26 protein-coding genes are annotated in these 22,168 nt (G+C 64.8%); 13 read left to right on the top strand and 13 right to left on the bottom strand.

Annotated features, from left to right (window positions below; translation table 11 throughout):
- The first annotated feature begins 141 nt into the window (after positions 1–141).
- The 5 genes from EJ078_RS15520 (at position 142) to rpsP (ending at position 4,908) form a co-directional block, all read left to right on the top strand.
- The gene (locus EJ078_RS15520) at positions 142–1,083 is read left to right on the top strand and encodes a CPBP family intramembrane glutamic endopeptidase (protein ID WP_095799601.1); all 942 of its coding nucleotides are present in this window, start codon (positions 142–144) and stop codon (positions 1,081–1,083) included.
- A gap of 67 nt (positions 1,084–1,150) precedes the next feature.
- Positions 1,151–2,092: a glycosyltransferase gene (locus EJ078_RS15515; protein ID WP_127216092.1), complete on the top strand. Its 942-nt coding sequence runs from the start codon at positions 1,151–1,153 to the stop codon at positions 2,090–2,092.
- A 385-nt stretch (positions 2,093–2,477) separates the two neighbouring features.
- Positions 2,478–4,067 (top strand): signal recognition particle protein, encoded by a 1,590-nt coding sequence (gene ffh / locus EJ078_RS15510; RefSeq protein ID WP_127216091.1) that lies wholly within the window; start codon positions 2,478–2,480, stop codon positions 4,065–4,067.
- A gap of 6 nt (positions 4,068–4,073) precedes the next feature.
- Complete coding sequence (locus tag EJ078_RS15505) at positions 4,074–4,400, top strand: chorismate mutase (RefSeq protein ID WP_066991680.1); 327 nt, start codon at positions 4,074–4,076, stop codon at positions 4,398–4,400.
- A 106-nt stretch (positions 4,401–4,506) separates the two neighbouring features.
- Positions 4,507–4,908: a 30S ribosomal protein S16 gene (gene rpsP, locus EJ078_RS15500; protein ID WP_066991677.1), complete on the top strand. Its 402-nt coding sequence runs from the start codon at positions 4,507–4,509 to the stop codon at positions 4,906–4,908.
- A 77-nt stretch (positions 4,909–4,985) separates the two neighbouring features.
- On the opposite strand, the gene EJ078_RS15495 is transcribed toward rpsP, so the two are convergent.
- Positions 4,986–5,249, bottom strand: coding sequence for a YMGG-like glycine zipper-containing protein (locus EJ078_RS15495; RefSeq protein ID WP_066991674.1), 264 nt, complete (start codon positions 5,247–5,249; stop codon positions 4,986–4,988).
- 235 nt (positions 5,250–5,484) lie between these two features.
- Positions 5,485–5,895 (bottom strand): DoxX family protein, encoded by a 411-nt coding sequence (locus EJ078_RS15490; protein ID WP_067323620.1) that lies wholly within the window; start codon positions 5,893–5,895, stop codon positions 5,485–5,487.
- A gap of 141 nt (positions 5,896–6,036) precedes the next feature.
- On the opposite strand from EJ078_RS15490, the gene EJ078_RS15485 reads away from it, so the two are divergent.
- Complete coding sequence (locus EJ078_RS15485) at positions 6,037–6,444, top strand: ACT domain-containing protein (RefSeq protein ID WP_127217343.1); 408 nt, start codon at positions 6,037–6,039, stop codon at positions 6,442–6,444.
- 260 nt (positions 6,445–6,704) lie between these two features.
- Here the strand turns inward: EJ078_RS15485 and EJ078_RS15480 are convergent, their stop codons facing one another.
- Positions 6,705–7,739: an aspartate-semialdehyde dehydrogenase gene (locus EJ078_RS15480; RefSeq protein WP_067323616.1), complete on the bottom strand. Its 1,035-nt coding sequence runs from the start codon at positions 7,737–7,739 to the stop codon at positions 6,705–6,707.
- Between the two features lie 285 nt (positions 7,740–8,024).
- The gene (locus EJ078_RS15475; RefSeq protein WP_127404005.1) at positions 8,025–9,434 is read right to left on the bottom strand and encodes a glycosyltransferase; all 1,410 of its coding nucleotides are present in this window, start codon (positions 9,432–9,434) and stop codon (positions 8,025–8,027) included.
- A gap of 146 nt (positions 9,435–9,580) precedes the next feature.
- Between EJ078_RS15475 and EJ078_RS15470 the strand changes: the two genes are divergently transcribed.
- A complete protein-coding gene (locus EJ078_RS15470; protein WP_127215305.1) occupies positions 9,581–10,288 on the top strand; it encodes a DUF805 domain-containing protein in 708 nt (235 codons plus the stop codon).
- On the opposite strand, the gene EJ078_RS15465 is transcribed toward EJ078_RS15470, so the two are convergent.
- The 6 genes from EJ078_RS15465 to leuD form a co-directional block, all read right to left on the bottom strand.
- Positions 10,278–10,775, bottom strand: a complete 498-nt coding sequence (locus tag EJ078_RS15465; protein ID WP_127240947.1) for a GNAT family N-acetyltransferase — start codon at positions 10,773–10,775, stop codon at positions 10,278–10,280. The two genes, EJ078_RS15470 and EJ078_RS15465, sit on opposite strands and share 11 nt — an antisense overlap.
- Positions 10,776–10,780: 5 nt before the next feature.
- Positions 10,781–11,884 (bottom strand): 3-isopropylmalate dehydrogenase, encoded by a 1,104-nt coding sequence (gene leuB, locus EJ078_RS15460; protein WP_127215303.1) that lies wholly within the window; start codon positions 11,882–11,884, stop codon positions 10,781–10,783.
- A 138-nt stretch (positions 11,885–12,022) separates the two neighbouring features.
- On the bottom strand, positions 12,023–12,376 hold the full coding sequence (locus EJ078_RS15455; protein ID WP_066991913.1) for a VOC family protein: 354 nt from the start codon (positions 12,374–12,376) through the stop codon (positions 12,023–12,025).
- 62 nt (positions 12,377–12,438) lie between these two features.
- On the bottom strand, positions 12,439–12,822 hold the full coding sequence (locus tag EJ078_RS15450; RefSeq protein ID WP_067323608.1) for a RidA family protein: 384 nt from the start codon (positions 12,820–12,822) through the stop codon (positions 12,439–12,441).
- A 127-nt stretch (positions 12,823–12,949) separates the two neighbouring features.
- The gene (locus EJ078_RS15445) at positions 12,950–13,894 is read right to left on the bottom strand and encodes a hypothetical protein (RefSeq protein WP_127215302.1); all 945 of its coding nucleotides are present in this window, start codon (positions 13,892–13,894) and stop codon (positions 12,950–12,952) included.
- A gap of 72 nt (positions 13,895–13,966) precedes the next feature.
- On the bottom strand, positions 13,967–14,572 hold the full coding sequence (leuD, locus tag EJ078_RS15440) for a 3-isopropylmalate dehydratase small subunit (protein WP_066991643.1): 606 nt from the start codon (positions 14,570–14,572) through the stop codon (positions 13,967–13,969).
- A gap of 158 nt (positions 14,573–14,730) precedes the next feature.
- Here leuD and EJ078_RS15435 point away from each other — a divergent pair, with 158 nt between their 5' ends.
- The 5 genes from EJ078_RS15435 to EJ078_RS15415 all read left to right on the top strand — a co-directional run bounded on the left by EJ078_RS15435 (position 14,731) and on the right by EJ078_RS15415 (position 17,375).
- On the top strand, positions 14,731–15,156 hold the full coding sequence (locus EJ078_RS15435) for a GNAT family N-acetyltransferase (protein WP_127215301.1): 426 nt from the start codon (positions 14,731–14,733) through the stop codon (positions 15,154–15,156).
- Between the two features lie 75 nt (positions 15,157–15,231).
- The gene (locus EJ078_RS15430; protein WP_127215300.1) at positions 15,232–15,552 is read left to right on the top strand and encodes a metalloregulator ArsR/SmtB family transcription factor; all 321 of its coding nucleotides are present in this window, start codon (positions 15,232–15,234) and stop codon (positions 15,550–15,552) included.
- Positions 15,549–15,998: an SRPBCC family protein gene (locus EJ078_RS15425; protein ID WP_066991633.1), complete on the top strand. Its 450-nt coding sequence runs from the start codon at positions 15,549–15,551 to the stop codon at positions 15,996–15,998. The genes EJ078_RS15430 and EJ078_RS15425 overlap by 4 nt, the downstream gene beginning before the upstream one ends.
- 185 nt (positions 15,999–16,183) lie before the next feature.
- Positions 16,184–16,522 (top strand): SRPBCC family protein, encoded by a 339-nt coding sequence (locus EJ078_RS15420; RefSeq protein WP_245457036.1) that lies wholly within the window; start codon positions 16,184–16,186, stop codon positions 16,520–16,522.
- A 319-nt stretch (positions 16,523–16,841) separates the two neighbouring features.
- Positions 16,842–17,375 (top strand): DUF72 domain-containing protein, encoded by a 534-nt coding sequence (locus EJ078_RS15415; protein ID WP_348627281.1) that lies wholly within the window; start codon positions 16,842–16,844, stop codon positions 17,373–17,375.
- On the opposite strand, the gene EJ078_RS15410 is transcribed toward EJ078_RS15415, so the two are convergent.
- The 3 genes from EJ078_RS15410 to EJ078_RS15400 are packed head-to-tail and all read right to left on the bottom strand — an operon-like array spanning position 17,294 to position 20,741.
- A complete protein-coding gene (locus EJ078_RS15410) occupies positions 17,294–18,460 on the bottom strand; it encodes an FAD-binding oxidoreductase (RefSeq protein ID WP_208720732.1) in 1,167 nt (388 codons plus the stop codon). The two genes, EJ078_RS15415 and EJ078_RS15410, sit on opposite strands and share 82 nt — an antisense overlap.
- A gap of 23 nt (positions 18,461–18,483) precedes the next feature.
- Positions 18,484–20,055: a HAMP domain-containing sensor histidine kinase gene (locus EJ078_RS15405; RefSeq protein WP_127215298.1), complete on the bottom strand. Its 1,572-nt coding sequence runs from the start codon at positions 20,053–20,055 to the stop codon at positions 18,484–18,486.
- A complete protein-coding gene (locus EJ078_RS15400; protein WP_067323595.1) occupies positions 20,043–20,741 on the bottom strand; it encodes a response regulator transcription factor in 699 nt (232 codons plus the stop codon). The genes EJ078_RS15405 and EJ078_RS15400 overlap by 13 nt, the downstream gene beginning before the upstream one ends.
- Positions 20,742–21,272: 531 nt before the next feature.
- On the opposite strand from EJ078_RS15400, the gene EJ078_RS15395 reads away from it, so the two are divergent.
- Positions 21,273–22,154 (top strand): CoA ester lyase, encoded by an 882-nt coding sequence (locus tag EJ078_RS15395; protein WP_164749198.1) that lies wholly within the window; start codon positions 21,273–21,275, stop codon positions 22,152–22,154.
- Positions 22,155–22,168: the final 14 nt, after the last annotated feature.

The following is a 22,168-nucleotide window of genomic DNA, read 5'->3' as shown; positions in this document are numbered from 1 at the left end:
CCGTGGCTGATCTGCCGCCAGTTTCGATGATCCCCGCGGTCGAGCGGCCCAACTGGTTGCTGGATCTGACGGGAGAGATTGCGCCGAAAACGCCGATCCCCTAGATCATGCGACCGTAAAGCGCCCGGCAGGGGACCCCGTGTGATCATCGACAACGCCGCCTTCGAGCGCTACCGGCGCTCGCCGAACGAGAAAACCACCCTGCTCCGGCTCCTGCTCGGAACGGCGATCGTCGTTCTCTTCTGGCTCGCCGTGACGCTGGTCGTGCTCGTCGCCGGCACCGCCGCCTTCATCGTCTTGCGCCTCCCGGGCCCGGCGACCGGACAGCCGATCCAGGATTTCCTTGCCTCTCCCGCCGGCATCCTCACCGCGCTGGCGTCCTTTGCCGGCATCTGGATCGGTCTTTGGGCCGCGATGCGTTTCGTTCATGGCGAGCCGCTCTCGGCGCTGATCGGCCCAGACCGCCGCATCTCGCGCGGCGGGTTTCTCAAAGGCCTGGTCGCGGTTCTGACAACCTCCTTGTTCTCCGAGGTGCTGCTTTATTGGCTGCAGCCGGAGATCGTCCGCGGATCGATCGCGTTCTCGTCCTGGCTGCTCTTGCTTCTCGCGATCGTGCCGCTCGCCTTTCTGCAGACCTCATCGGAGGAGGCTCTGTTCCGTGGCTATCTGCTGCGTGGCCTCGCCAGCCGCTTTGGCAGCCCGCTGATCTGGGCCGCGCTGCCGGGGCTTCTGTTCACCGCGTTGCATTGGAGCCCGGCCTCGACGCTTGCCATCAATGCCAGCGTGCTGGTCTCGATCGCCGCCTTCGCGCTGCTGCTGACGCTGCTGGTCTATGTGACCGGCAATCTCGGCGCTGCATTCGGCGCCCATCTCGGCAACAATCTGATCGGCTTCCTGCTGATCTCGCACCAGCAGAGCTACAATTCCTTCGCCCTGTTCAACGCCAAGCCGCTGGAAGGCCCCGGCTGGACCAATTGGGACGCCGTTCTCATCGCCGCGATCGGCATCGTAAGCACGCTGCTGACGATGCTCCTGCTTCTGCATCGCCGCTCCCCCCTGAAGGTCGGGCCGGACGAGCCATGATCCAAAAAAGCGGAAACCGGTTTCTTGATCAAACCGTGGTCAACCAGAAAACCGATGGGCTCGCCTGATGCGCATCACGCTGGTGGCGGAACGCACCATTCCCTGCAAAGGCTATGGCGGCACTGAGCGGCAGGTCGACTGGCTGGCAACAGAGCTTTCGCGTCTCGGCCACAAGGTGGTCCTGATCGCCGCTCGCGGCTCGAGCCATCCGCTGTGCGAAGTGCGGCAGGCCTCTTCGGCCGCTGAATGCCGCGCTGCGATCCCGGCCGACACCGACATCGTGCATTTCAATGGCTGGTACATCGAGATTTCGCGACCGGCGCTCTATACGATGCACGGCTTCGACCCGGAATTCACGCAAAACAGGCCAAACTGGAACTTCGTCAGCGCCAGCCATGCGCGCAACCATGGGCGGGAAACCTTCGTCCACAACGGCTTTCCGGTCGACGCCTATCGGCTGTCCGCCCGCAAGACGGGCAGGCTCCTGTTTCTGGCCGGCATCGCCCGCGCCGGCAAGAACCTCAACCGGGCTGTCGATCTCGCCCGTGCCTTCGATTTCCAGCTCGATATCGCCGGCGGCTCGCGCTGGCAGCTCCTGCAGCGCACCAAGGTTCGACGCCAGGGTGTCTTCTTCAAGAGCCTCGGCCGCCGCTTCCGCTACCACGGCGTCGTCGACGGCGACGAGAAGCTGCGCCTGCTGGGAGAAGCCAGAGCTTTTCTCAACCCGATCGCCTGGGAAGAGCCGTTCGGCATGGCGCCGGTCGAAGCGATGCTCTGCGGCACGCCGGTGTTGACGACACGGCGTGGCGCGCTGCCCGAAATCGTCGACGGCGCCACCGGTCGCCTCTTCGACACCGATGCCGAGTTCGCGCCGGCCTTGGCCGACATCGCCGGCTTGTCCCCTGAGCAGTGCCGTGCATCCGCCGCCGCGCGATTTCCCATCGCCAAGACGGCAAACGGCTATCTCGATCTCTATACGCGCATCCTGGACGGCGAAAAGCTGCCCTGAACCCCCTTTGGGCGCGGTGTCTTGCTCTTCAAAACGACCCCAGCCTTGACTCCGCCGCCGATTTCCTGTCTAGACGCGCACGAATTCCGCGACGAGACCCTCTCCGCGAAAGCCGACCAGGACGCCGAAGCCTCTTTGAGGCGAGAGCTGTAAACCGATCCTGGAGGCCAACACCCGGCAGCGCGATGCGCCCCCGGGTGCTTTTTGGCTTTGCGCTTTGGCTTGGCGACCAGGCGCGAACGCACTACCTCTCGGGTCGAATGAACCGAGATCGAAGGAAGCAAGATGTTTGAATCACTGCAGGAGCGCACAAGGGGCGTGGAAGGCCGCAGGCCCGACAGGGATCGGCATGAATCCAAGGCGCTCTCGCACGGCGGTCTGATCAATGTTTGAGTCCCTGCAAGAGCGCCTTGGCTCCATCCTGAACGGCCTGACCGGCCGCGGTGCGCTGTCGGAGGCGGACGTCTCTGCGGCGCTGCGCGAGGTGCGCCGGGCACTGCTTGAGGCCGATGTGGCGCTCGAGGTGGTTCGCTCCTTCACCGACAAGGTGCGCGAGAAGGCGGTCGGCGCCGCGGTGCTGAAGTCGATCAAGCCCGGACAGATGGTCGTCAAGATCGTCCATGACGAGCTGGTCGATATGCTCGGTGCCGAGGGCGTCGCTATCGACCTCAACGCGCCCGCGCCCGTCGTCGTCATGATGGTCGGCCTGCAGGGTTCCGGCAAGACGACGACCTCGGCCAAAATTGCCAAGCGGCTGACCGAGCGTCAGAACAAGAAAATCCTGATGGCCTCGCTCGACACGCGGCGTCCGGCCGCGCAGGAGCAGCTGCGCCAGCTCGGCGAGCAGACCAAGGTCGCCACGCTGCCGATCATCGCCGGCCAAAGCCCGGTCGATATCGCCAAGCGCGCCGTGCAGGCGGCAAAGCTCGGCGGCCACGACGTCGTCATCCTCGACACGGCCGGCCGCACGCATATCGACGAGCCGCTGATGGTCGAGATGGCCGACATCAAGAAGGTGTCGTCGCCGCACGAAATCCTGCTGGTCGCCGACTCACTGACCGGCCAGGACGCGGTCAACCTGGCGAAAAGCTTCGACGAGCGCGTCGGCATCACCGGCCTGGTGCTGACCCGCATGGACGGCGACGGCCGCGGCGGCGCCGCGCTTTCGATGCGCGCCGTCACCGGCAAGCCGATCAAGCTGATCGGCACCGGCGAAAAGATGGACGGGCTGGAGGAATTCCACCCCAAGCGCATCGCCGACCGCATCCTCGGCATGGGCGACATCGTCAGCCTAGTCGAGAAGGCCGCCGAGACCATCGACGCCGAGCAGGCGGCGGCGATGGCCAAGAAGATGCAGTCAGGCAAGTTCGACCTGAACGACCTTGCCGCGCAGCTTCAGCAGATGTCGAAAATGGGCGGCATGGGCGGCATCATGGGCATGATGCCCGGCATGGGCAAGATGAAGGACCAGCTCGCCGCGGCCGGCTTCGACGACAAGATGTTCCGCCGGCAGCTCGCCATCATCTCCTCGATGACCAAGGCCGAGCGCGCCAACCCCGATATCTTGAAGCACTCGCGCAAGAAGCGCATCGCCGCCGGCTCCGGCACCGACGCGGCCGAGATCAACAAGCTCTTGAAGATGCATCGCGGCATGGCCGACATGATGAAGGCGATGGGCGGCAAGGGCAAAGGCGGCGGCATGATGCGCGGCATGATGGGAGGCCTGGCTTCGAAGATGGGCCTTGGCGGCATGATGCCCGGCGGCGGCATGCCCGACCTTTCCAAGATGGACCCGAAGCAGCTGGAGGCCTTGCAGAAGCAGGCCCAGGCTGCCGGTCTCGGCAAAGGCCTGCCGGGTGGACTGCCCGGCGGACTTCCCGGCGGCGGGTTGCCGGGCCTGCCCGGCGGCATGAAACTGCCGGGCCTTCCCGGTCTCGGCGGCGGCGGGCTGCCTGGCCTTGGCAAGAAGAAGTGAGGGGCGATGAACGAGGAGAAGGACATGGCCGAGGCACGCGCCGTTCTGGCGGGCTACCGCGCTTCGATCGACAACATCGACGCCGCCCTCATTCATATGCTGGCTGAGCGCTTCCGCTGCACCAAGGCGGTCGGCGTGCTGAAGGCCGAGCATGGCCTGCCGCCGGCCGACCCGGCGCGCGAGCAGCAGCAGATCGCCCGCCTGCGCCAACTGGCGAAGGATGCGCATCTCGATCCGGATTTCGCGGAGAAATTTCTGAACTTCGTCATCCGCGAAGTTATCCGGCATCACGAACAGATCGCCGCTAACAACGGCGTGACGAAAACCGGCTGAAGCTGGTGCATGTGGCCCAACTGCGCAGCGGTCTTGGGATTACGACTTGCACAACGCCAAAGCCGCAACCCAATCAACGAACTCAGAGCTTGTTAGGAGATAAAGAATGGCACTGAAGATCAGACTGGCCCGTGCGGGCTCGAAGAAGCGTCCCTATTACCACGTCGTCGTCGCCGACGCCCGTTCGCCGCGCGACGGCCGTTTCATCGAGGCGCTCGGCTCGTGGAACCCGCTGCTGCCGAAGGACGGCGAACGCGTGAAGGTCGATGCCGACCGCGTCAAGCACTGGCTCTCGCACGGCGCCCAGCCGACCGACCGCGTGCTGCGCTTCCTCGACGAGGCCGGCATCGCCAAGCGTCCGGCCCGCTCGAACCCGAACAAGGCCCTGCCGGGCAAGAAGGCGCAGGAGCGCGCAGCCCTGCTGAAGAAGGCCCAGGAAGACGCCGCCGCTGCCGTTGCGGCCGCGTCCGCAGCACCCGCCGAGGCGGAAGCCGCGACCGCCGAGTAGTCTCGGCCCCCGGTCAAAACAGGTCAAAAGAACGGCGGGCCAACCCCGCCGTTCTTTTGGTCAGGCCTGTTGATACCTCAATATCCCGACGGGCAACGAGCAATATAAACGCGCCCGTAGCGGTCCCGATAACGGCACTTGCCGCTTTCGCTGGCACGGCCGATCAACGCGCCTGCCACGGCGCCGACAGCACCACCGACCACTGCGCCCTCGACCGGGTCATTGGCGACGGCCGCTCCGACCGCAGCACCGCCCAAGCCGCCGATCGCCGCTCCTTTTTCCGTCTGCGAACAGGCGCCCAGCGCCACCGTCAGCACCAGAATGGTAATCGCTTTCTTCATTTCAGTTCCTCTCTCACGGGATCGCCGTCCTCGCCGCCAAGCTTTAACTCGCAAACGGCTAATTTGATCCCGAAGGGAACGAATATTGCTGTTTCGAAGGCAGGCGCGGGTTGCGCCAACCGGCCTCGACAGCATTGAGAGTGCTCACGAATTAGCGTTCGGTAACGCAGCTTGGCAACCCGGCTTCGAAGCCTTGCGGTCGCCGCAGCCGGTGGAATCACCAGAACGAACCGGCTCAGCGGCTGAACGGGATCAGCGCGCGCACTCTGGGGTCGCGCAGATAGAGCCCGCCCCACAGGACAACAGCGAGATAGACGCCGAACAGCGTGTGCGAGAGCAGCGGGTTGCCGATGCGCACATGCGTGGAAATGGCGCCGCCCATATAGGCGGTGAGCAGGATGGCGCCGAGCACGGACGTGCGCGGCAGCGCATAAAGCACAGTCGAGATCAGGCCGACGATGCCGAGCAGCCGCGCGGTGTTTGGGTCCTCCGGCCAGCCGAGCTGCGCCATCGTCTCGGTGACGATCTGCAACGGCGGCAGCTTGATGACGCCGTCGAAGATCATGAAAAGGATGACAATGGCGCTAAGCGCGCGCCCGGTCCACAAGGCGCCGTTCGAGACGGGAGCGGTTTCTGAAATGCTCATTGGTGTTCCCTCCTTGGTTGGAGCCTGGCTGTTTTGCCAGCTTCGAGCCAAGGACGGCGGGCAGGGCGGCGATCCGACAAGGGCCGGTGCGCTTTTTTCGAACGCATGATTGAGTGAGAATGCATGACCGAAGGAGAGAGAATGACCGGCGAGACCGATCTCCAAAGACTACTGGCGTCGATGACGCCGCAACTGCTCCCCGATGTCCATGTTTTCGCGACGCTGGCGCCCGGTACAGCCGTACCGGACGGTCTTGATCCGGTCATGCAGTTTCGCGAGCGGGAAGGTCTGACGTTGATCGTGTCGGAGGACCAAGCGAAGGTAGCCGGCCTCGCCGGCACGTTCCGCTGCCGGATGATCACGCTCGACATCCATTCGTCGCTCGACGCCGTCGGCTTTCTGGCCGCAATCACGACGCGGCTCGCCGCTGCCGGCATGGGCGTCAATCCAGTCTCGGCCTTTTATCACGACCATCTGTTCGTCCCGGCGGAGCGGGCGGAAGAGGCGCTCGGCCTCCTGCGGCAACTGGCTGCGGAGAGCAGTGGTTAGCGCCTCAGCACATGGAGAATATCAGGCAAGCAGCGCGCATCGCTCGTCACACCTGGAAATACCGGCGCCACCCTCATCCTCCTGCCGCGACTTTTCCCGTGAACGGGAAAGAGAGCTATCGGCGGAAGGCCGCCCGCGACGCGCGGCCCGTGAGCGAAAACAAAACGGCCGAAGGCCGAGCCCGCGACCGCGGGCCGCCGGTCGTCCGGCGCCCTCGCGGAGGGCCAGCCGCGAAGCGGCGGTGCGGCCCGTGAGCGGAACTAAGCCGCCTTCTTCTTCGGCTGGATCAGGCCCCGCTCGACCAACAGCTCGGCGATCTGGACGGCGTTGAGCGCCGCGCCCTTGCGCAGATTGTCGGAGACGACCCACATCGACAGGCCGTTATCGACGGTCGAATCCTCGCGGATGCGCGAGATGAAGGTGGCGTCCTCGCCGGCCGACTCGAGCGGCGTGATGTAGCCGCCGTTCTCCCGTTTGTCCAAGACCTGGCAGCCGGGAGCCTCGCGCAGGATCTCGCGCGCCTCGTCGGCGGTGATCGGCTTCTCGAACTCGATGTTGACGGCTTCCGAGTGGCCGATGAACACCGGCACGCGCACGCAGGTCGCCGTCAGCTTGATCTTAGGATCGAGCATCTTCTTGGTCTCGGCGACCATCTTCCACTCTTCTTTGGTGAAGCCGTCGTCGAGGAAGACGTCGATATGCGGGATGACGTTGAAGGCGATGCGCTTGGTGAACTTCTTGACGTCGACCTGGTCGGCGACGAAGACCGCGCGGGTCTGCGTGAACAGCTCGTCCATGCCTTCCTTGCCGGCGCCGGAGACCGACTGGTAGGTGGCGACGACGACGCGCTTGATGGTGGCGACATCGTGCAGCGGCTTCAGCGCCACGACGAGCTGCGCCGTCGAGCAGTTCGGATTGGCGATGATGTTCTTGCGCGAGAAGAGTTCGACCGCGTCCGGATTCACTTCCGGCACGATCAGCGGCACGTCAGGGTCGTAACGGAAGGCCGAGGAATTATCGATGACGACGCAGCCCTGCTTGCCGATCTTGGGCGACCACTCCTTGGAGACATTGCCGCCGGCCGACATGACGCAGATGTCGGTGTCGGAAAAATCGTAGGTGTCGAGCGCCTTGACCTTCAGCGTGCGGTCGCCGAAGGACACTTCGGTGCCCTGGCTGCGGCGCGAGGCCAATGCCACCACTTCGCTCGCCGGGAAGCCGCGCTCGTCCAGAATGTTGAGCATTTCGCGGCCCACATTGCCCGTGGCGCCGACTACCGCAACCTTGAAACTCATCGAAATCTCCTGTCCCTCTCCGCTTGGTTGTTGGAGAAAACCCGCCGGCCTCATGCGGGTTCTGTCCCCCGGGCCGAACCCGGGAGAGGGTGGTTAGGCCAAGGGAATCACACCGTTTTGGTGGTGGTTTTGGCCGTAGTTTTGCGAGAACGGACGGACGCGTCGAAACGCCCGGCCCAATGCTGTGCATCGTGGCTGGGGGCATCGAATGCCAGAAGAGCCAAATGGCCGCGCATTGAAGACGATCCCGTTCGCTGCCGGCTTTTACGCGCTTTGCGTAAAGAGTCAATTGGCGCAGGCTGCTGCCGCCTTGAGCCCGGCCTTTATCGCCGCCCAGCTTTCGGCAGGCGATGTCGGCCTGTGCTCTTCGGCGATACGGCCGGCCACCAAATCGCGCCAGGCAGCGTCGTCTGTCATCCGTCGGATTGCGCCATACCAGCCGATCTGATCGGTCGAACCGACCGCGGGCATCAGGCCGCCGGTCGCTTCGATCAGCGACGGCGTGGTCGAGACGATGACCGGGACTCCGAAATCCAGACACTCCGAAGCTGCATAGCCCCAGCCCTCGATATGCGAGGGGAAAACGCCGAAGGTGGCACTTCGATAATAGCCGATAAGCTCCTCGTCGCTGACCGGACCCGCGAAGATGATCTTTTCTTTCAGCCCCGGATGAGCCTTGAGATAGGCGCTGAGCTCCTCGACCATCCAGCCCCAGCGGCCGACGCAGACGAGCTTCGGCAGCCGAACGCCTTCGTCGAGCGCCTGCTGCCAGATGCGGGCGAGCATGATGTGGTTCTTCCGGATCTCTATGGTCGAGCAATAAAGGATGTAGGGCTCGCCAGCCTCGAGCCGCGACGTCATCCTCAGCCGCGCGGCCCTCTCATGCAGCAGCGACGGCATTGGGAAGCGATGGACGACCGGCAGATCTATTCCGGCCTTGCGCATGTGATCGCCTAGCATCGTCGCCGCGGTCTCGGAGGTGCAGAAGGCCGCCGCGCCGGACCGCACCAGCCGTTCGAGATTGGGCCCGAAGGCGGCCTGCCATCTGTTCTTTGCGACAAGGTCGGGCCGCATGGTCGGGATCATGTCGTGGCAAAGAAAGGCTATGTTGTCGGGGCCGGCGCAAACCGCCGCTAACTTTTCGCCGACCAGCAGCTGATTGCTGATCAGCACCGTTCGACGATCGACATTCTTCGTCGGCTGCGCCGCATCGCCCCGAAGCAAACCCGCCCGGAGACCGGCTCGCCTAGAGAAGCGATAGGCCCGCAGCAACAGCTTCGACACCGTGAAGGTGAAGCCGGGACGGCCGTTCGTCACCATTCCCGCAAGCTGGCGATCGGCTTCACTCTTGGCCATTGGATGGCGCCGCACCGATTGGAACCCCTGCCGCAACGCAGCAGCGGCTTGCGGTCGCGGCCGCTGCCGGAACGGCGCGATCTCGCTGACACCCAACTGCTCCATCTCGAATTTTTCGAGCGCCCGGAAACGATGGCTGGAGAGATCGAGCGTCACCACCTCGACATCCGGGTCGGGATCGGCGAGCGCTGCCCTGACCATGAAGTCTTCCAGCCGCTGGATGCCGGCCAGCGCGCCGCGCCAGGCGAGCAGGCCGGTGGCGTCGATGCAGATTTTCCGTCTTTGGCCGCGGGGAGCGTCGGCCGCTTCTGGCAGCAGTGTCGAGTCCTTCCGGGCCATTGCTTCGCGGTCTATTAGGCGACTTGCGGCTTCTATCCCGATTTGCCGCCTCTGCGATAGCCGGCTGAACGCCATCGCTCTTGCCCGCCGGCCGGCGCTCATGTCAAATCGAGCAAAGGGAAAGAATTCGACACTCGGGGGATCTGATGCGTGGCGAAGTTCTTCACTATGACGAGCACCAGGGCTTCGGCTTCATCAGCGGCGCCGACGGCAGGCGCTACAGTTTCGCGCGCGAGGACCTGCGTCGCGAGACAACGCTTGCCAGGGGAGCCCAGGTCGAGTTCCAGCCGAACGGCGAACGTGCCGGCAATGTCTTCTCGGTCCGCGGCCGGATGATCGATCCGGTTGACAACGCCGTTCCAGTTCCTGCCCGTCCGCTGCCGGGCAGCTCGCCTGCGGGGCAGCCGCATTTCGGCCGCAACGCCGAGGCCGAAACGGTGGAATCGACCGGCCTCTGGAGCTATTTCTGGCGTGGCGTGACGACGAACTACGTCAACTTCTCCGGCCGGGCCCGGCGCAAGGAGCTCTGGGGCTTTTGCCTGTTCTGGACGATCGGTCTTGTCGTCGCCATCGGCGTCGGCTTCTCCGCAGACCTGTCGCGCGGCAACGTCGAGGGCGGCGGCGATGAGCCGGTCGTCATGTTCGGCCTGCTCGGTCTTTACGTCCTGCTCACGTTCCTGCCGTGGGTCGCGCTCGTCGTGCGCCGCTTGCATGATCTCGGCCTGACCGGCTGGCTCGCCATCCTCTGCTTCGTGCCTTATGTCGGCTGGCTCGCCACCCTGGTGTTCGGCCTGATCCCGACCCAGGCCGGCGACAACAAGTGGGGGCCGGTGCCGAGCGGAGTCAGATTCTAGCGGCCGCCGTCCTTAGTGCCTCGCCCGACAGCCTGAGGAAGATCTTCTGGCCGTGGCGTTCGGCGCCGAGCCGCTCGTAGAAGCGCAGCGCACCCTCGTTCCAGTCCTCGGCGGTGAGGTCGATGCGGCCAATGCGCTTGTCGAGGCAATAGCCGGCGAGAAAGCCGATCAGTGCCTCACCCACTCCCGCGTTTCGAGCCTCTTGACGCACGAACAAGTCTTTCAAGAACATCAGCCGCTCGAGATCGATGCCGGGATGCACGATCGCGACCGAAGCCAGGCCGGCCACCTCGCCACCCGCGAAGGCCAGCGCGAAATGCGGATAGCCCGGGCTTTCCTCGCCGAGCCACCGCCTTGCCGTGGCCGTCGCCCGGGCGTGGTCGAGCGGCGACTGCCGATAGTGCGCCGCCATTGCGCAAAGCACGGTGGCGAGCGCCTCGGCGTCCTCGGTCGTCGCCCAGCGGACGTCGACCGCCGCCTCTGCCATGGGGATCAGCCCAGGAACTTGGCGATGATGGCATCGCCCATTTCGGTGGTGCCGACCTCGGTCATGCCCTCGGACATGATGTCCTTGGTGCGCAGGCCGTCGTCGAGCACGGCGGCGATCGCCGCTTCGAGCTTGTCGGCTTCCACCGTCATGCCGAAGGAATAGCGCAGGCACATGGCGAAGGAGGCGATCATGGCGATCGGATTGGCGACGCCGTTGCCGGCGATGTCGGGCGCCGAGCCGTGCACCGGCTCGTAGAGCGCCTTGCGCTTCTTGGTCTTGACGTCCGGCGCGCCGAGCGAGGCCGACGGCAGCATGCCGATCGAGCCGGTGAGCATGGCGGCGATGTCCGAGAGCATGTCGCCGAACAGATTGTCGGTGACGATGACGTCGAACTGTTTTGGCCAGCGCACCAGCTGCATGCCGCCGGCATCGGCCAGCATGTGGTCGAGCTTGACGTCGGCATATTTCGCCTGATGCGTCTGGGTGACCACCTCGTTCCACAGCACGCCCGACTTCATGACGTTGCGCTTTTCCATCGAGGTGACATGGTTCTTGCGCGTGCGTGCCAGCTCGAAAGCGACGCCGGAGATACGCTCGATCTCGAACGTGTCGTAGACCTGGGTGTCGATGCCGCGCTTCTGGCCGTTGCCGAGGTCGATGATCTGCTTCGGCTCGCCGAAATAGACGCCGCCGGTGAGCTCGCGCACGATCAAGATGTCGAGGCCCTCGACCACCTCCTGCTTGAGCGAGGAGGAGGCGGCCAAAGCCGGATAGCAGATCGCCGGACGCAGGTTGGCGAACAGCTCCATGTCCTTGCGCAGGCGCAGCAGGCCGGCCTCGGGGCGCACCTCGTAGGGCACCTTGTCCCATTTCGGCCCGCCGACGGCGCCGAACAGCACGGCATCCGCAGCAACAGCCTTTTCCATGTCGGCATCGGAGATCGCCGCGCCATGCGCGTCGTAAGCGCATCCGCCGACCAGCCCCTCGTCGGTGGCAAATCCGCTGCCGAGCTTCGCGTTCATGGCCGCGATCAACTTCTTCACTTCGGCCATGGCCTCGGGGCCGATGCCGTCGCCGGCGAGCAGGAAGAGATTTTTCGAAGCCATGGAGAACCGTCCTGGGGAGAGAATTGAACCGCGGCCTTGCTAAACGCCGGGCGGGCTGTGCGCAAGGGGACGAGCCTCGAGATCCTTCACACCCCCTCTGCCCTGCCAGCATCTCGCAAGAGGCCGGTAGGCGCGCCATCACCGATGCGACAGGATATTCACCAGCCGCCCGAACGGATCGCGCACATAGAAGCGCCGCACGCCCCAAGGCTCGTCGGCCGGGCCGTATTCGACGGCAAAGCCAGCCTTGCGCATGCGGTCCAGCGCATCATCGACATCGTCGACCTCGATCGAGAGGTCCGGCACCGGCGTGCCCGACCCGCCTTGCGACATGAAGCTGATCTGGACGGCCATGGTCTGCTGGGAGCCGTACGTGGCGATCCAGCCCATATCCATGAGCTGATCGAGGCCAAGCACGCCCTGATAGAAGCGCTTTGCCGCCGCAATGTCGGGCGTTTCGATATTGGCGACGATGCGTCTGACCTTGACCATGGGCCGCTCCTCGCTCCACGCCGTCGTTGTGCCCAGCCGCTTCGCAGCCTGGGCGACAGGCATCAGACAGTGCGCCTGAGCGCCGTCACCTCGATCTCGATCTTCATCTCCGGCTTGTTGAGCTGGCAGACGATCATCGTCGCCGCCGGGCGGATGTCCCCGAACGCCTCGCCGAGGATCGGGAAGACCACGTCAACATAGGCCTGGTCGGTAATATAGTAATGCGCCCGCACCACATCGGCCATGTCGAAGCCGCCGTCGGCAAGGGCCTTGGCGATGGTGGCAAGACAATTGCGCGTCTGCGCCTCGACCGTGTCGGGCATCGTCATCGTGGCATAGTCGTAGCCGGTCGTTCCGGAGACGAAACACCAGTCGCCCTGCACCACCGCGCGCGAATAGCCGGCGGTTTTCTCGAAGGGGGAACCGGTGGAGATCAGCTTGCGCATGGGGGCCTCGCAGGATTTGTCCGGTCATTCTGAAACGCATCCACAGCCCAGTCGTGAGCCAGACAACGGGATGCTGGCGGGACAGAGGGGAGGCGCGAAGGACGCAACCTGGCAATTGACGCTCGGGCTAATTCCCCTTCGCGTCGTCATAGGCCTTCTTGATATCCACCGGCCAGTCCTTTACCGGCGGCCAGGCATCCGGCTCGCCATTTTGGCCGCGGCGGGCGAAATAGACCTTGTGCTTTACCGGGTCGACCGCCATGAAGCCGTCATTGCCGCCGCAGTCATGCGGCACGCAGCCGGTGGCATAGAAGGCGCCGGAAGCGGTCTTTTCGGTGCCGCCGCCGACCAGCAGGCTGGTCGCCATGTCGGGCATATTGTCGCCCAGCAGCGCCTGCGCCGCCTTGTAAACCGCTTCGTTATGGAACGCGTCGATGATGTTGTCGTATTTCGACGAATCGACGTCCTTCCAGTCGGTGCCGGGTTCCGGCGTGTAGGTCAGGTTTCCGGAGGTCGTCAGCCCTTCGGTCGGCGACCATTGCAAGGCCGGCTTGGTTGCTCCGGGCAGCAGGAAAGGCACAAAATAGATGGCGTCGTCGGAAACCGCGGCCGGCGGCGCGCCGCATTCGTCCTGCTCGACCGTCGTGGTCCGGATCTCGCCGTCCTTCGGTTTCCAGACGATGACCTTGGCCGGGCCGCACTGGTTGCCGCCGTCGCCGACATCGACCAGCGCCACGTTGACGTCGCCGATCTTGACGATCCTGTCGAAGGAGACGTCGTAATTGCTGGCCAACTGCTTGCCGTCATAGGCGAGCATCTTCTCGCCGTCCTGCTCCGGCTGCGTGATGGTGAGCTGGCCGCCCTCGAACGGGATCGGCGCCTGTTTGTCCTCGTCGGCGGGAGCGGCGTCGGAAGTGCTCGATGCGCCTTGATCGGCCGCCCCTTGATCGGCGGCGGGCTGGTCGGAAGGCGCGGGCGCCTGCGGCGCCGTCTGGCTCTGCGCGGTCGCCCCGGACACCGCCAGAAGGATCGCCGCCAAGGCGCAGGCGCCGGCCAGAAGCGAGCGTGTCATGACTGTCCCTCCGTTCAGCCACACGAACCCGGCCGCTTGCGGCCGGGCTATCTATCACCGTGCCTCAGCCGTTCAGGCCCAGGGGCGCAGCTCGGCGTTCTTCTTCTCGAAGGACGCGATGGCGCCGGCCTTCTCCATGGTCAGCCCGATATCGTCGAGGCCGTTCAAAAGGCAATGGCGCTTGAAGTCGTCGAGATCGAACTTGACCACGCCGCCATCCGGGCCGCGGATCTCCTTGGCTTCGAGGTCGATCGACAGCGTGGCGTTGGAACCGCGCGAGGCGTCGTCCATCAGCTTGTCCAGATCTTCCGGGCTGACCGTGATCGGCAGGATGCCGTTCTTGAAGCAGTTGTTGTAGAAAATATCGGCGAACGACGTCGAGATGACGCAGCGAATGCCGAAATCGAGCAGCGCCCAGGGCGCGTGCTCGCGGCTCGAGCCGCAGCCGAAATTGTCGCCGGCGACCAGGATCTGCGCCTTGCGATAGGCCGGCTTGTTGAGCACGAAATCCGGGTTCTCCGAGCCGTCGTCCTTGTAGCGCATCTCGGCGAACAGGCCGGTGCCAAGCCCGGTGCGCTTGATCGTCTTCAGATAATCCTTCGGGATGATCATGTCGGTATCGACGTTGACGATCGGCATGGGCGCCGCGACGCCGGTGAGCTTGGTGAATTTGTCCATGGTCCTTACCCGTCTTCTCTCTGCGGGGAATTTTGCGCACGCTTTACACAAAGCCGGCGGCAAATGAAAGGCAACTGTTGTCGTGTGGCTTGGGCGATCGAACACAAGATCGGGATCGGCTGCTTTCAAAATCCCGGCCGATCGGGCACCTTGGCCGCATGGCGCCGACTTCGAAGGTCCTTTACGCAAGCGAACCCACGCTCGATGTCGGCGAATTCCGCCGTGTGCTGGTGGAATCCGGCCTCGGCGAAACACGGCCGGTCGACGACGAAACGCGGCTGAAGGCGATGCTCGGCAATGCCAATCTGGTGCTGACGGCACGGCTCGATATCGACGGCAGGCCGCTTCTCGGCGTCGCGCGCGGCGTCACGGACTTCTCCTGGGTGTGCTACATCTCCGAGCTCGCCGTATCGGCTTCGGCGCAGGGGCTCGGCATCGGCAAAGGCCTGATGGACGAGGCACGCCGCCAGCTCGGCACGTCCGTCGCCATCAGCCTGATCTCGATGCCCGACGCCGTCGGCTTCTACGAGCGCATCGGCATGACACGCATGCCCGACGCCTTCTGGTTCTCCCGCAAGCGCTGACGCCATTCACCGGCAAGTGATCGCTCGACCTGTCGCAACGCTTGACATGCAACCAATTGGTTGCATATTAAAGCCATGAGCATGGATGCCGTCTTTCGCGCCTTGGCCGACCCGACCCGCCGGCAATTGCTGGACAGCCTCTATGCCAGGAACGGACAGACGCTGAACGCGCTCTGCGAACGGATGGACATGACGCGCCAGGCGGTGACCAAACACCTGGCAATTCTCGAGGAGGCGAACCTTGTCGCCACCGTTCGCCGCGGCCGCGAGAAGGAGCATTACCTCAACCCCGTGCCGATCAACGAGGTCGCCGAGCGCTGGATCGGCAAATTCGAGCGCCATCGGCTGGATGCCTTGAGCGACCTGAAGAAACGACTTGAAAGGGAAGAGCCGTGAGCGACAACACTTTCGTCTACGTCACCTACATCCGCACCACGCCCGAAAAGCTTTGGACGGCGCTGACCGATCCGGAGTTCAACCGGCAGTTCTTCCTCTGCTCCTACCAGGAGAGCGACTGGAAGGTGGGTTCGAGCTGGAAGCTGATCTTCCCGGACGGCCGCGTGGCCGACTCGGGCGAGATCCTCGAGATCGATCCGCCCCGGCGTCTGGTCATCAAATGGCGCAACGAATGGCTGCCCGAGGTGAAGGAAGACGGCTACACGCGCTGTACCTTCACCATCGAAAAGGACGGCGAGCTGATGAAGCTTGCCGTCACCCACGAGGCCGACGGCCCGCACCGGCTGATTCCGAACGTGTCCAAGGGCTGGCCGCTGGTGCTGGCGAGCCTCAAGAGCCTGCTGGAGACCGGCAAGGGTTTCGAGCGCCCGCCATCGAAGGTCTGAACCAGGTATTGAACGGCCGCGGAGGAGGTTGGCAATGATACTGCCGCATGGCTGGCCGCGCGCCATGGCGAACACCGAGACGGTCATGGCTTCGGCGGAACTTCCCGCTTCGCCGCAACAAGTCGTCACCGCGCTTCTCACCAGCGACGTCGAGCGCTGGTGGGGGGTCGGCCGAGACCTACCGGATGATCGGCTGGGCCGCCGATCTGCGCGTCGGCGGATCGTGGCGCGTGATCGTGAGGACGGCCGACGGCAGGACCCTGCCCGCCAGCGGCAGCTTCCTCGAGATCGAGACGGGGCGCAGGGTCGTGCAGACGAGGCGCTACGATTGGGATCACCCGACGCTCGGCTGTCACGAAACGACGGTTGCCTATCTGCTGGAACCGACCTCTGCCGGCACGCGGCTCACCGTCTGCCATGGCGGCTTCGCCGGCTTCCCGGACGCCGCGGCGGAGCACGCCGAAGGCTGGGCGCGCGTGCTCGGCTGGCTACAGGCACATCTGGGCTGCCGCCTCGCCGCCTGAGCCCCACCTTGACCTGCAGGCGCGCCTGTCCAGATTGTCGACATGGCCGAAAACAAACCTTTTGTCGGAACAGCCGGATGGACCATACCGGCAGCGCACAGGTCCTCTGTTCCGGCGACGGGCTCGCAATTGGAGCGTTACGCTTCGCGTCTTCCTGTCGTGGAGATCAACTCCTCCTTCTACAAACCGCATCAGCGCGAAACCTATGAGCGCTGGGCGTGCTCGGTCCCGGATCATTTTCGGTTCTCCGTTAAAGTGCCCAAAGCCGCGACTCATGAGCGCCGCCTCGATAGATTGCCATGATCTTCTGGATGCTTTCATGGGCGAGGTCGGAGGTCTCGGTGAGAAGCTGTCCGCCCTCTTGGTCCAGCTGCCGCCCAGTCTGCAATTCGACAGGCAGATAGCCAAAAAGTTCTTCGCTTTGTTGCACGACAAGACCGACTGCCGCTTGGTCTGCGAACCGCGTCACGCCAGTTGGTTCGAGCCGGGAGCAGACGCTTTGCTGAGCCGCCTCCGCGTCGGGCGCGTGGCGGCGGACCCTGCCTCAGTTCCCGCCGCTTCCGCGCCCGGCGGCTGGCATGAGCTCGCCTATTTCCGCTTTCACGGCGCGCCGCATGTCTATTTTTCGGACTACGACGCCGGCCGGCTGCTGGAAATCAGCGCCCAGCTCGCCGACGCGGGCGCCTCAGCCACCGAGGTGTGGTGCATTTTCGACAATACGGCGCGCGGGCATGCGCTCGGCAACGCGCTGGCGGTCGATGCGATTATGCGTCAGATGACGTTCAATTCCCTGAACGCCCGCCCCGCCGCGACGCGCTCATATCCGAACGCCGTGCAATCGATCGTCCGATAGCCGCCATGCACGATGAGTTCCGAGAGCGCCTTGCCCACCGCCGGCGCCTGCTGCAGGCCATGGCCGGAGAAGCCGTTGGCGAAGAGGAAGTTTTCCACCTCCGGATGCGGCCCGATAACCGCGTTCTGGTCGAGCGTGTTGTAATCATAATGCCCGACCCAGGCGCGCGTCGGCTTGATCGCCTCGAAGGCTGGGACGCGGGTGGCTAAAGTCGGCCAGATCACGTCCTCGAACAGCGGCCACTCGACCTCGAAATCGTTTGGATCGGGTGCATGGTCGCCTTCCTCCGGCTCGGCGCCGCCGGTGAGATAGACCGAGCCTTCCGGCCGCACATAGATGCCGGAGGGATCGACCAGCAGCGGCATGTCGGCATATTTTTCCCGTGCCTCGAAGACGAAGACGTTGCGCTTGCGCGGCTCGACCGGCAGCGCGAGCCCCGCAAGGGCGGCCACCTTGCCGGCGTTCGGACCGGCGGCATTGACGATGATACCCGCCTCCAGCGTCTCGCCATTGTCGAGGGCGACGCCGGTGACGCGACTGCCCTCGCGCGCGATACCGGTGACCGACGCGGTGATAAAGTCGATCCTCCTCTCGCGCAGCGCCTTACGGAACAGCATCAGCAGCGCATGCGCGTCGAACCAGCCCTCGCCGCCGCGGCCATAGGCGCCCGCGGAAATGCCTTCGGTTGAAAGCCAGGAGAAGCGGCGGGCGAGCTGGCCTGCATCCTCCAGCACGATATCGGCGCCTTCGGCGATCTGCGCCTCGTGATTGGCCTTGAGGATCGGCAGCCCCGCCTCGCCGGCGAGGATCAGATAGCCGCCCTCGCGAAAGCCGATATCGGCATCGGCGCCGAAAGTCTCTTTCAGTCGCCGGAACAGCTTCAGCGTGAATTGCGACAGGCGGATGTTTTCAGGAATGGAAAATTGCTGGCGGATCGAGGCCAGGGACAGCGTCGTCGCCGCTTGCGAGAATTGCGGATCGCGCTCGATCAGCGCGATGGAGCGGGTAAAACCTTCTTCGCGCAGATAGTAGGCGACCGAGGACCCGACGATGGCGCCGCCGATGATGACGATGTCGTAACGCACTTTGTTCTCCGATTCACCGGTCCTCACGCGACCGGCAAATTGATCTCGAAGCGCGCGCCGCGTTCGGAGTCAACCAGCGTTATCGTGCCATCATGCGCTTTCAGGAGGGCCAGCACGATGCCGAGGCCCATGCCGGTGCCGCCGGCCTCGCGTCTTGTGGTGAAGAACGGCTCGAATATTCTTGCGCGATTGGCCGCCGAAATGCCGCCGCCGTCGTCGTCGACGTGGAGGGCCACCCTTTCGCCCGCCTTTTCGGCGCCGACCGTCACCTGCTTCGCGCCGTGCCGTGCGGAATTGTCGACGAGGTTGGCGAGCACGATCGCGAGATTCTCGCCCGAGATGCCGAGGCCGATATCGCTGCCCGATTCGACGCGTACCTCCAGCCTGGCGTCGACCGGCAGCAGCGCCAGCGCCGCGCCGATTGTCGTGCTTTCGCCGCTCGGCGCCAGGTTTTCCGCGCGCGCCAGTTCGAGCAGCCGGCGCACCAAGAGATTGAGCCTCCCGGCATCGGTGACGATGTTGTTGGAAAAACGCCGTCGCTCGTCCTCGTCCATCGTCCCGCCGGAATCCCTGAGCAGCTCGGCCGCGCCCTGGATCGCCGTCAGCGGCGATTTCAGCTCATGCGAGACATGGGTGGCGAAGGTCTGGATGCTGTCGGAGCGCGCCTGGAGTTTTTGCGCCATGTCGAGGAAGGCGGCCGACAGCGCCGCCATCTCGCGCGTGCCGTGATGGGCGAGCGGCCGCATTGCCTCGCGGTCGCCGGCGGCGATGCGTTTGGTGCGCTCGATCAGCGCGTAGATCGGCCGGCTGACGGTGCGGATGAACACCAGCGCGATCAGCAGCGTGCCGCCGAGAATCGCGATCGCCGCGAGCGTGACCTTGCCGCGCTCGCCATAGAGATGTTTCACGATGTTGTTCGGCGTCCGCGACATATAGACCACGCCGGCGACCCTGCCGTCGAGCTCGACCGGCAAGGCGACGAAGACGCGCACCTTGGTGCCGCGACTCACCGAATAGAGCGGCGGCGGCGGCTGGTCGGGGATCCGCAGGCGAAGCTCGCTTGCATAGGCGCCTGCGAGCGCCTGCCGCACCTCCTCGACCGCAACGAAAGACTGTCCGACCTCACCGCCGCCGGCAATCACCACGCCATGCGGATCGAGCAGCCGGAAGCCGGCAAGCGTTGTCTTCTGCGCCTCGTCCAGAATGCCGTCGAGCTTTGCGCCTATGGCCGCGAAGTCCGGATCGGCGGTGGCGGGAACGGCCGCCGGTCGCGACGGCATGACATTGTCGGAGGCAAGGTCGAGCTGCGGCTCGATCGGCTGATAGGGGTAATTATTGTCCCTTGCCGGATCCGCCGAGATCGGCGTTCCCAACCGTTCCGGTGCAATGCCGGCCGCGCGCACCGCATCGGCATAGACGGCGGCAATCACCGCGCCCTGTGCGATGAGCTCGCCCTCGGTCTGGCGGATCAGCTGGTTTTCATAGAGCCGGAAGAAGAACAGGCCGACCAGCGGCAGCGCCATCACCACGATCAGGATGGCGACGACCACGGTGGCGAGCCTGGGCCGCCATTTCTCCTTGCTCAGCCACCGCATCGGCCGAGCCGGAAGCCGACGCCATGCACGGTCGCGATCGCATCCGAACAGCCGACCGCCGCCAACTTGGCGCGGATGTTGCGGATATGGCTGTCGACCGTGCGTTCCGAGACATGGATGTTGGATTGGTAGGCATTGGCCATCACCGCATCGCGGCCAAGCACATGCTGCGGGCGGCCAAGAAAACCTTTCAGAATCGCGAACTCGATCGCTGTTAGGGTGAGCGGCTTGCCTTCAAAGCTCGCAGCATGACTTGCCGGAACCAGCACGAGCTTGCCATGCGCGAACTGACGGTCGTCGGCGTCTTCCTCCACCACCGCCGGGCGCGCCCGCCGCAGGATGACGTTGACGCGGGCAACCAGCTCGCGTGGGCTGAACGGTTTCGTCACATAGTCGTCGCCGCCCATTTCAAGGCCGAGGATACGGTCGATTTCTTCATCGCGGGCCGACAGGAACAGCACCGGCACGTCGGAGCGCTGCCGCAGCCTGCGGCAGACCTCCAGCCCGTCCATCTCCGGCATGCCGATGTCGAGCACGATGAGGTCGGGCGCGCGGCGTTCGACCGCTTGCAGCGCGGCGGCGCCGTCGGCGACGGCGGCCGTCTTCATGCCGGCCTTTTCCAGCGCGAAGCAGATGATCTCGCGGATATGCGGATCGTCGTCGGCGACGAGGATGTTGTGCGGCATGGAATCGGCAGCTCGCTGAATACGGTTTGTCATGACAGGATTAGCAAGCGGGCCGTGCTTGTCGAGAGCGCGCAAAGGCCGCCAGTCGTGAAAGCTGGCGTCAAGACCGAACCGTCCCGAGCGCCGCCGCTCGCATGGCATGTCGCAGCCGTGATCTTGGGATGAAAGGAAGCATGACCGCCGTTATGCGCGGCCTCTGCGGCTCGACCAACCACCAGCCTTCGTTGCGGAGGCGCCGGGGCAGGGACCAGCGGGATCTGTGATGTGTTCGCATGCCGCCTGTTTCGCCGGCGGCTGCGGAAAGCGCGCGGCGGATTGGAGGAGGTTTTCCGCAAGGATTTGCAGATTTCGTGCAGGAGCAAAGTCGTTTCAGGCTGGCGCCGCCTCTCACCTGCCTGCCGGCATCCTCTCCCCGTATAGTGACGGGGAGAGGGGCGCTGCCATCGCCGGCTTCGACAATTAGCCAGAACGCAAATGAGTTCTATGGTGCCGCGCCTTGCCTCGCCCGCTGCAAGCCGGCATAGATCGGCCATGACCTCTGACACCTACCGCCCGCGCCGCTCCGTGCTCTACGTGCCCGCCTCAAACGACAAGGCGCTGGCCAAGATCGCCTCGCTCGCCTGCGATACCGTCATCATCGACCTCGAGGATGGCGTGGCGCTGGCCGACAAGGTTTCCGCCCGCGACAAGCTTACCGGCATCCTCGCCGCGCGGCCGGCGCGCCGCTGCGAGATGGTGGTGCGCATCAATCCGCTCGGCAGTGAATGGGGCATCGACGACCTGTTGACCGTCGCCAAGGCAGAGCCCGACGGCATTCTTTTGCCCAAGATCGGCACGCCGCGCGACATCCTCGAGGCCGGCGACCTGCTCGACGACAATTTCGCCCCAGATACCGTGAAACTCTGGGCGATGATCGAGACGCCCAAGGCGCTGCTCAACGTCGGCGCCATCGCCGAGCTTGGCCGCGATCCCTCTTCCCGCCTCGCTTGTTTCGTCGCCGGAACGAACGATCTGGTGAAGGCAACTGGCATTTCGGCAACGCCCGACCGGCGCTATCTCACGCCCTGGCTGCTGCAGCTTGTGCTCGCCGCCCGCGCCGGCGGCCTCGACGTGATCGACGGCGTCGCCAACGATTTTCGCGACCTCGACGCCCTCGCGCGGGAATGCGCCGAGGCGGCCGCCATGGGTTTTGACGGCAAATCGCTGATCCACCCCGCCCAGATCGAGCCCGCGAACCGCGCCTTTGCGCCGGCGCCGGAGGCGCTGGCCAGGGCGCGGGCGATCAGGGAGGCGTTCTCACGGCCCGAAAATGCCGGCAAAAGCGTCATTGCGCTGGACGGCCGCATGGTCGAGCGGCTGCATCTGGCGGATGCCGAGAAACTTCTGGCGAAGGCCGCAATCATCGGCGCATGATGCGCTCGAGCGAT

The sequence above is a fragment of the Mesorhizobium sp. M1A.F.Ca.IN.022.06.1.1 genome, from assembly GCF_003952605.1.
Classification (GTDB): domain Bacteria; phylum Pseudomonadota; class Alphaproteobacteria; order Rhizobiales; family Rhizobiaceae; genus Mesorhizobium.
Note: the sequence above shows the minus strand (reverse complement) of the source record. Positions and strands in the feature narration are given on the sequence as shown.

Excerpts from the sequence above, each read along its gene's own strand:
- EJ078_RS15515 (WP_127216092.1), top strand. The coding sequence starts at position 1,151 with ATGCGCATCACGCTGGTGGCGGAACGCACCATTCCCTGCAAAGGCTAT.
- ffh (WP_127216091.1), top strand. The coding sequence starts at position 2,478 with ATGTTTGAGTCCCTGCAAGAGCGCCTTGGCTCCATCCTGAACGGCCTG.
- EJ078_RS15505 (WP_066991680.1), top strand. The coding sequence starts at position 4,074 with ATGAACGAGGAGAAGGACATGGCCGAGGCACGCGCCGTTCTGGCGGGC.
- rpsP (WP_066991677.1), top strand. The coding sequence starts at position 4,507 with ATGGCACTGAAGATCAGACTGGCCCGTGCGGGCTCGAAGAAGCGTCCC.
- EJ078_RS15495 (WP_066991674.1), bottom strand. The coding sequence starts at position 5,249 with ATGAAGAAAGCGATTACCATTCTGGTGCTGACGGTGGCGCTGGGCGCC.
- EJ078_RS15490 (WP_067323620.1), bottom strand. The coding sequence starts at position 5,895 with ATGAGCATTTCAGAAACCGCTCCCGTCTCGAACGGCGCCTTGTGGACC.
- EJ078_RS15485 (WP_127217343.1), top strand. The coding sequence starts at position 6,037 with ATGACCGGCGAGACCGATCTCCAAAGACTACTGGCGTCGATGACGCCG.
- EJ078_RS15480 (WP_067323616.1), bottom strand. The coding sequence starts at position 7,739 with ATGAGTTTCAAGGTTGCGGTAGTCGGCGCCACGGGCAATGTGGGCCGC.
- EJ078_RS15475 (WP_127404005.1), bottom strand. The coding sequence starts at position 9,434 with ATGGCCCGGAAGGACTCGACACTGCTGCCAGAAGCGGCCGACGCTCCC.
- EJ078_RS15470 (WP_127215305.1), top strand. The coding sequence starts at position 9,581 with ATGCGTGGCGAAGTTCTTCACTATGACGAGCACCAGGGCTTCGGCTTC.
- EJ078_RS15465 (WP_127240947.1), bottom strand. The coding sequence starts at position 10,775 with ATGGCAGAGGCGGCGGTCGACGTCCGCTGGGCGACGACCGAGGACGCC.
- leuB (WP_127215303.1), bottom strand. The coding sequence starts at position 11,884 with ATGGCTTCGAAAAATCTCTTCCTGCTCGCCGGCGACGGCATCGGCCCC.
- EJ078_RS15455 (WP_066991913.1), bottom strand. The coding sequence starts at position 12,376 with ATGGTCAAGGTCAGACGCATCGTCGCCAATATCGAAACGCCCGACATT.
- EJ078_RS15450 (WP_067323608.1), bottom strand. The coding sequence starts at position 12,822 with ATGCGCAAGCTGATCTCCACCGGTTCCCCCTTCGAGAAAACCGCCGGC.
- EJ078_RS15445 (WP_127215302.1), bottom strand. The coding sequence starts at position 13,894 with ATGACACGCTCGCTTCTGGCCGGCGCCTGCGCCTTGGCGGCGATCCTT.
- leuD (WP_066991643.1), bottom strand. The coding sequence starts at position 14,572 with ATGGACAAATTCACCAAGCTCACCGGCGTCGCGGCGCCCATGCCGATC.
- EJ078_RS15435 (WP_127215301.1), top strand. The coding sequence starts at position 14,731 with ATGGCGCCGACTTCGAAGGTCCTTTACGCAAGCGAACCCACGCTCGAT.
- EJ078_RS15430 (WP_127215300.1), top strand. The coding sequence starts at position 15,232 with ATGAGCATGGATGCCGTCTTTCGCGCCTTGGCCGACCCGACCCGCCGG.
- EJ078_RS15420 (WP_245457036.1), top strand. The coding sequence starts at position 16,184 with ATGATCGGCTGGGCCGCCGATCTGCGCGTCGGCGGATCGTGGCGCGTG.
- EJ078_RS15415 (WP_348627281.1), top strand. The coding sequence starts at position 16,842 with ATGGGCGAGGTCGGAGGTCTCGGTGAGAAGCTGTCCGCCCTCTTGGTC.
- EJ078_RS15405 (WP_127215298.1), bottom strand. The coding sequence starts at position 20,055 with ATGCGGTGGCTGAGCAAGGAGAAATGGCGGCCCAGGCTCGCCACCGTG.
- EJ078_RS15400 (WP_067323595.1), bottom strand. The coding sequence starts at position 20,741 with ATGCCGCACAACATCCTCGTCGCCGACGACGATCCGCATATCCGCGAG.
- EJ078_RS15395 (WP_164749198.1), top strand. The coding sequence starts at position 21,273 with ATGACCTCTGACACCTACCGCCCGCGCCGCTCCGTGCTCTACGTGCCC.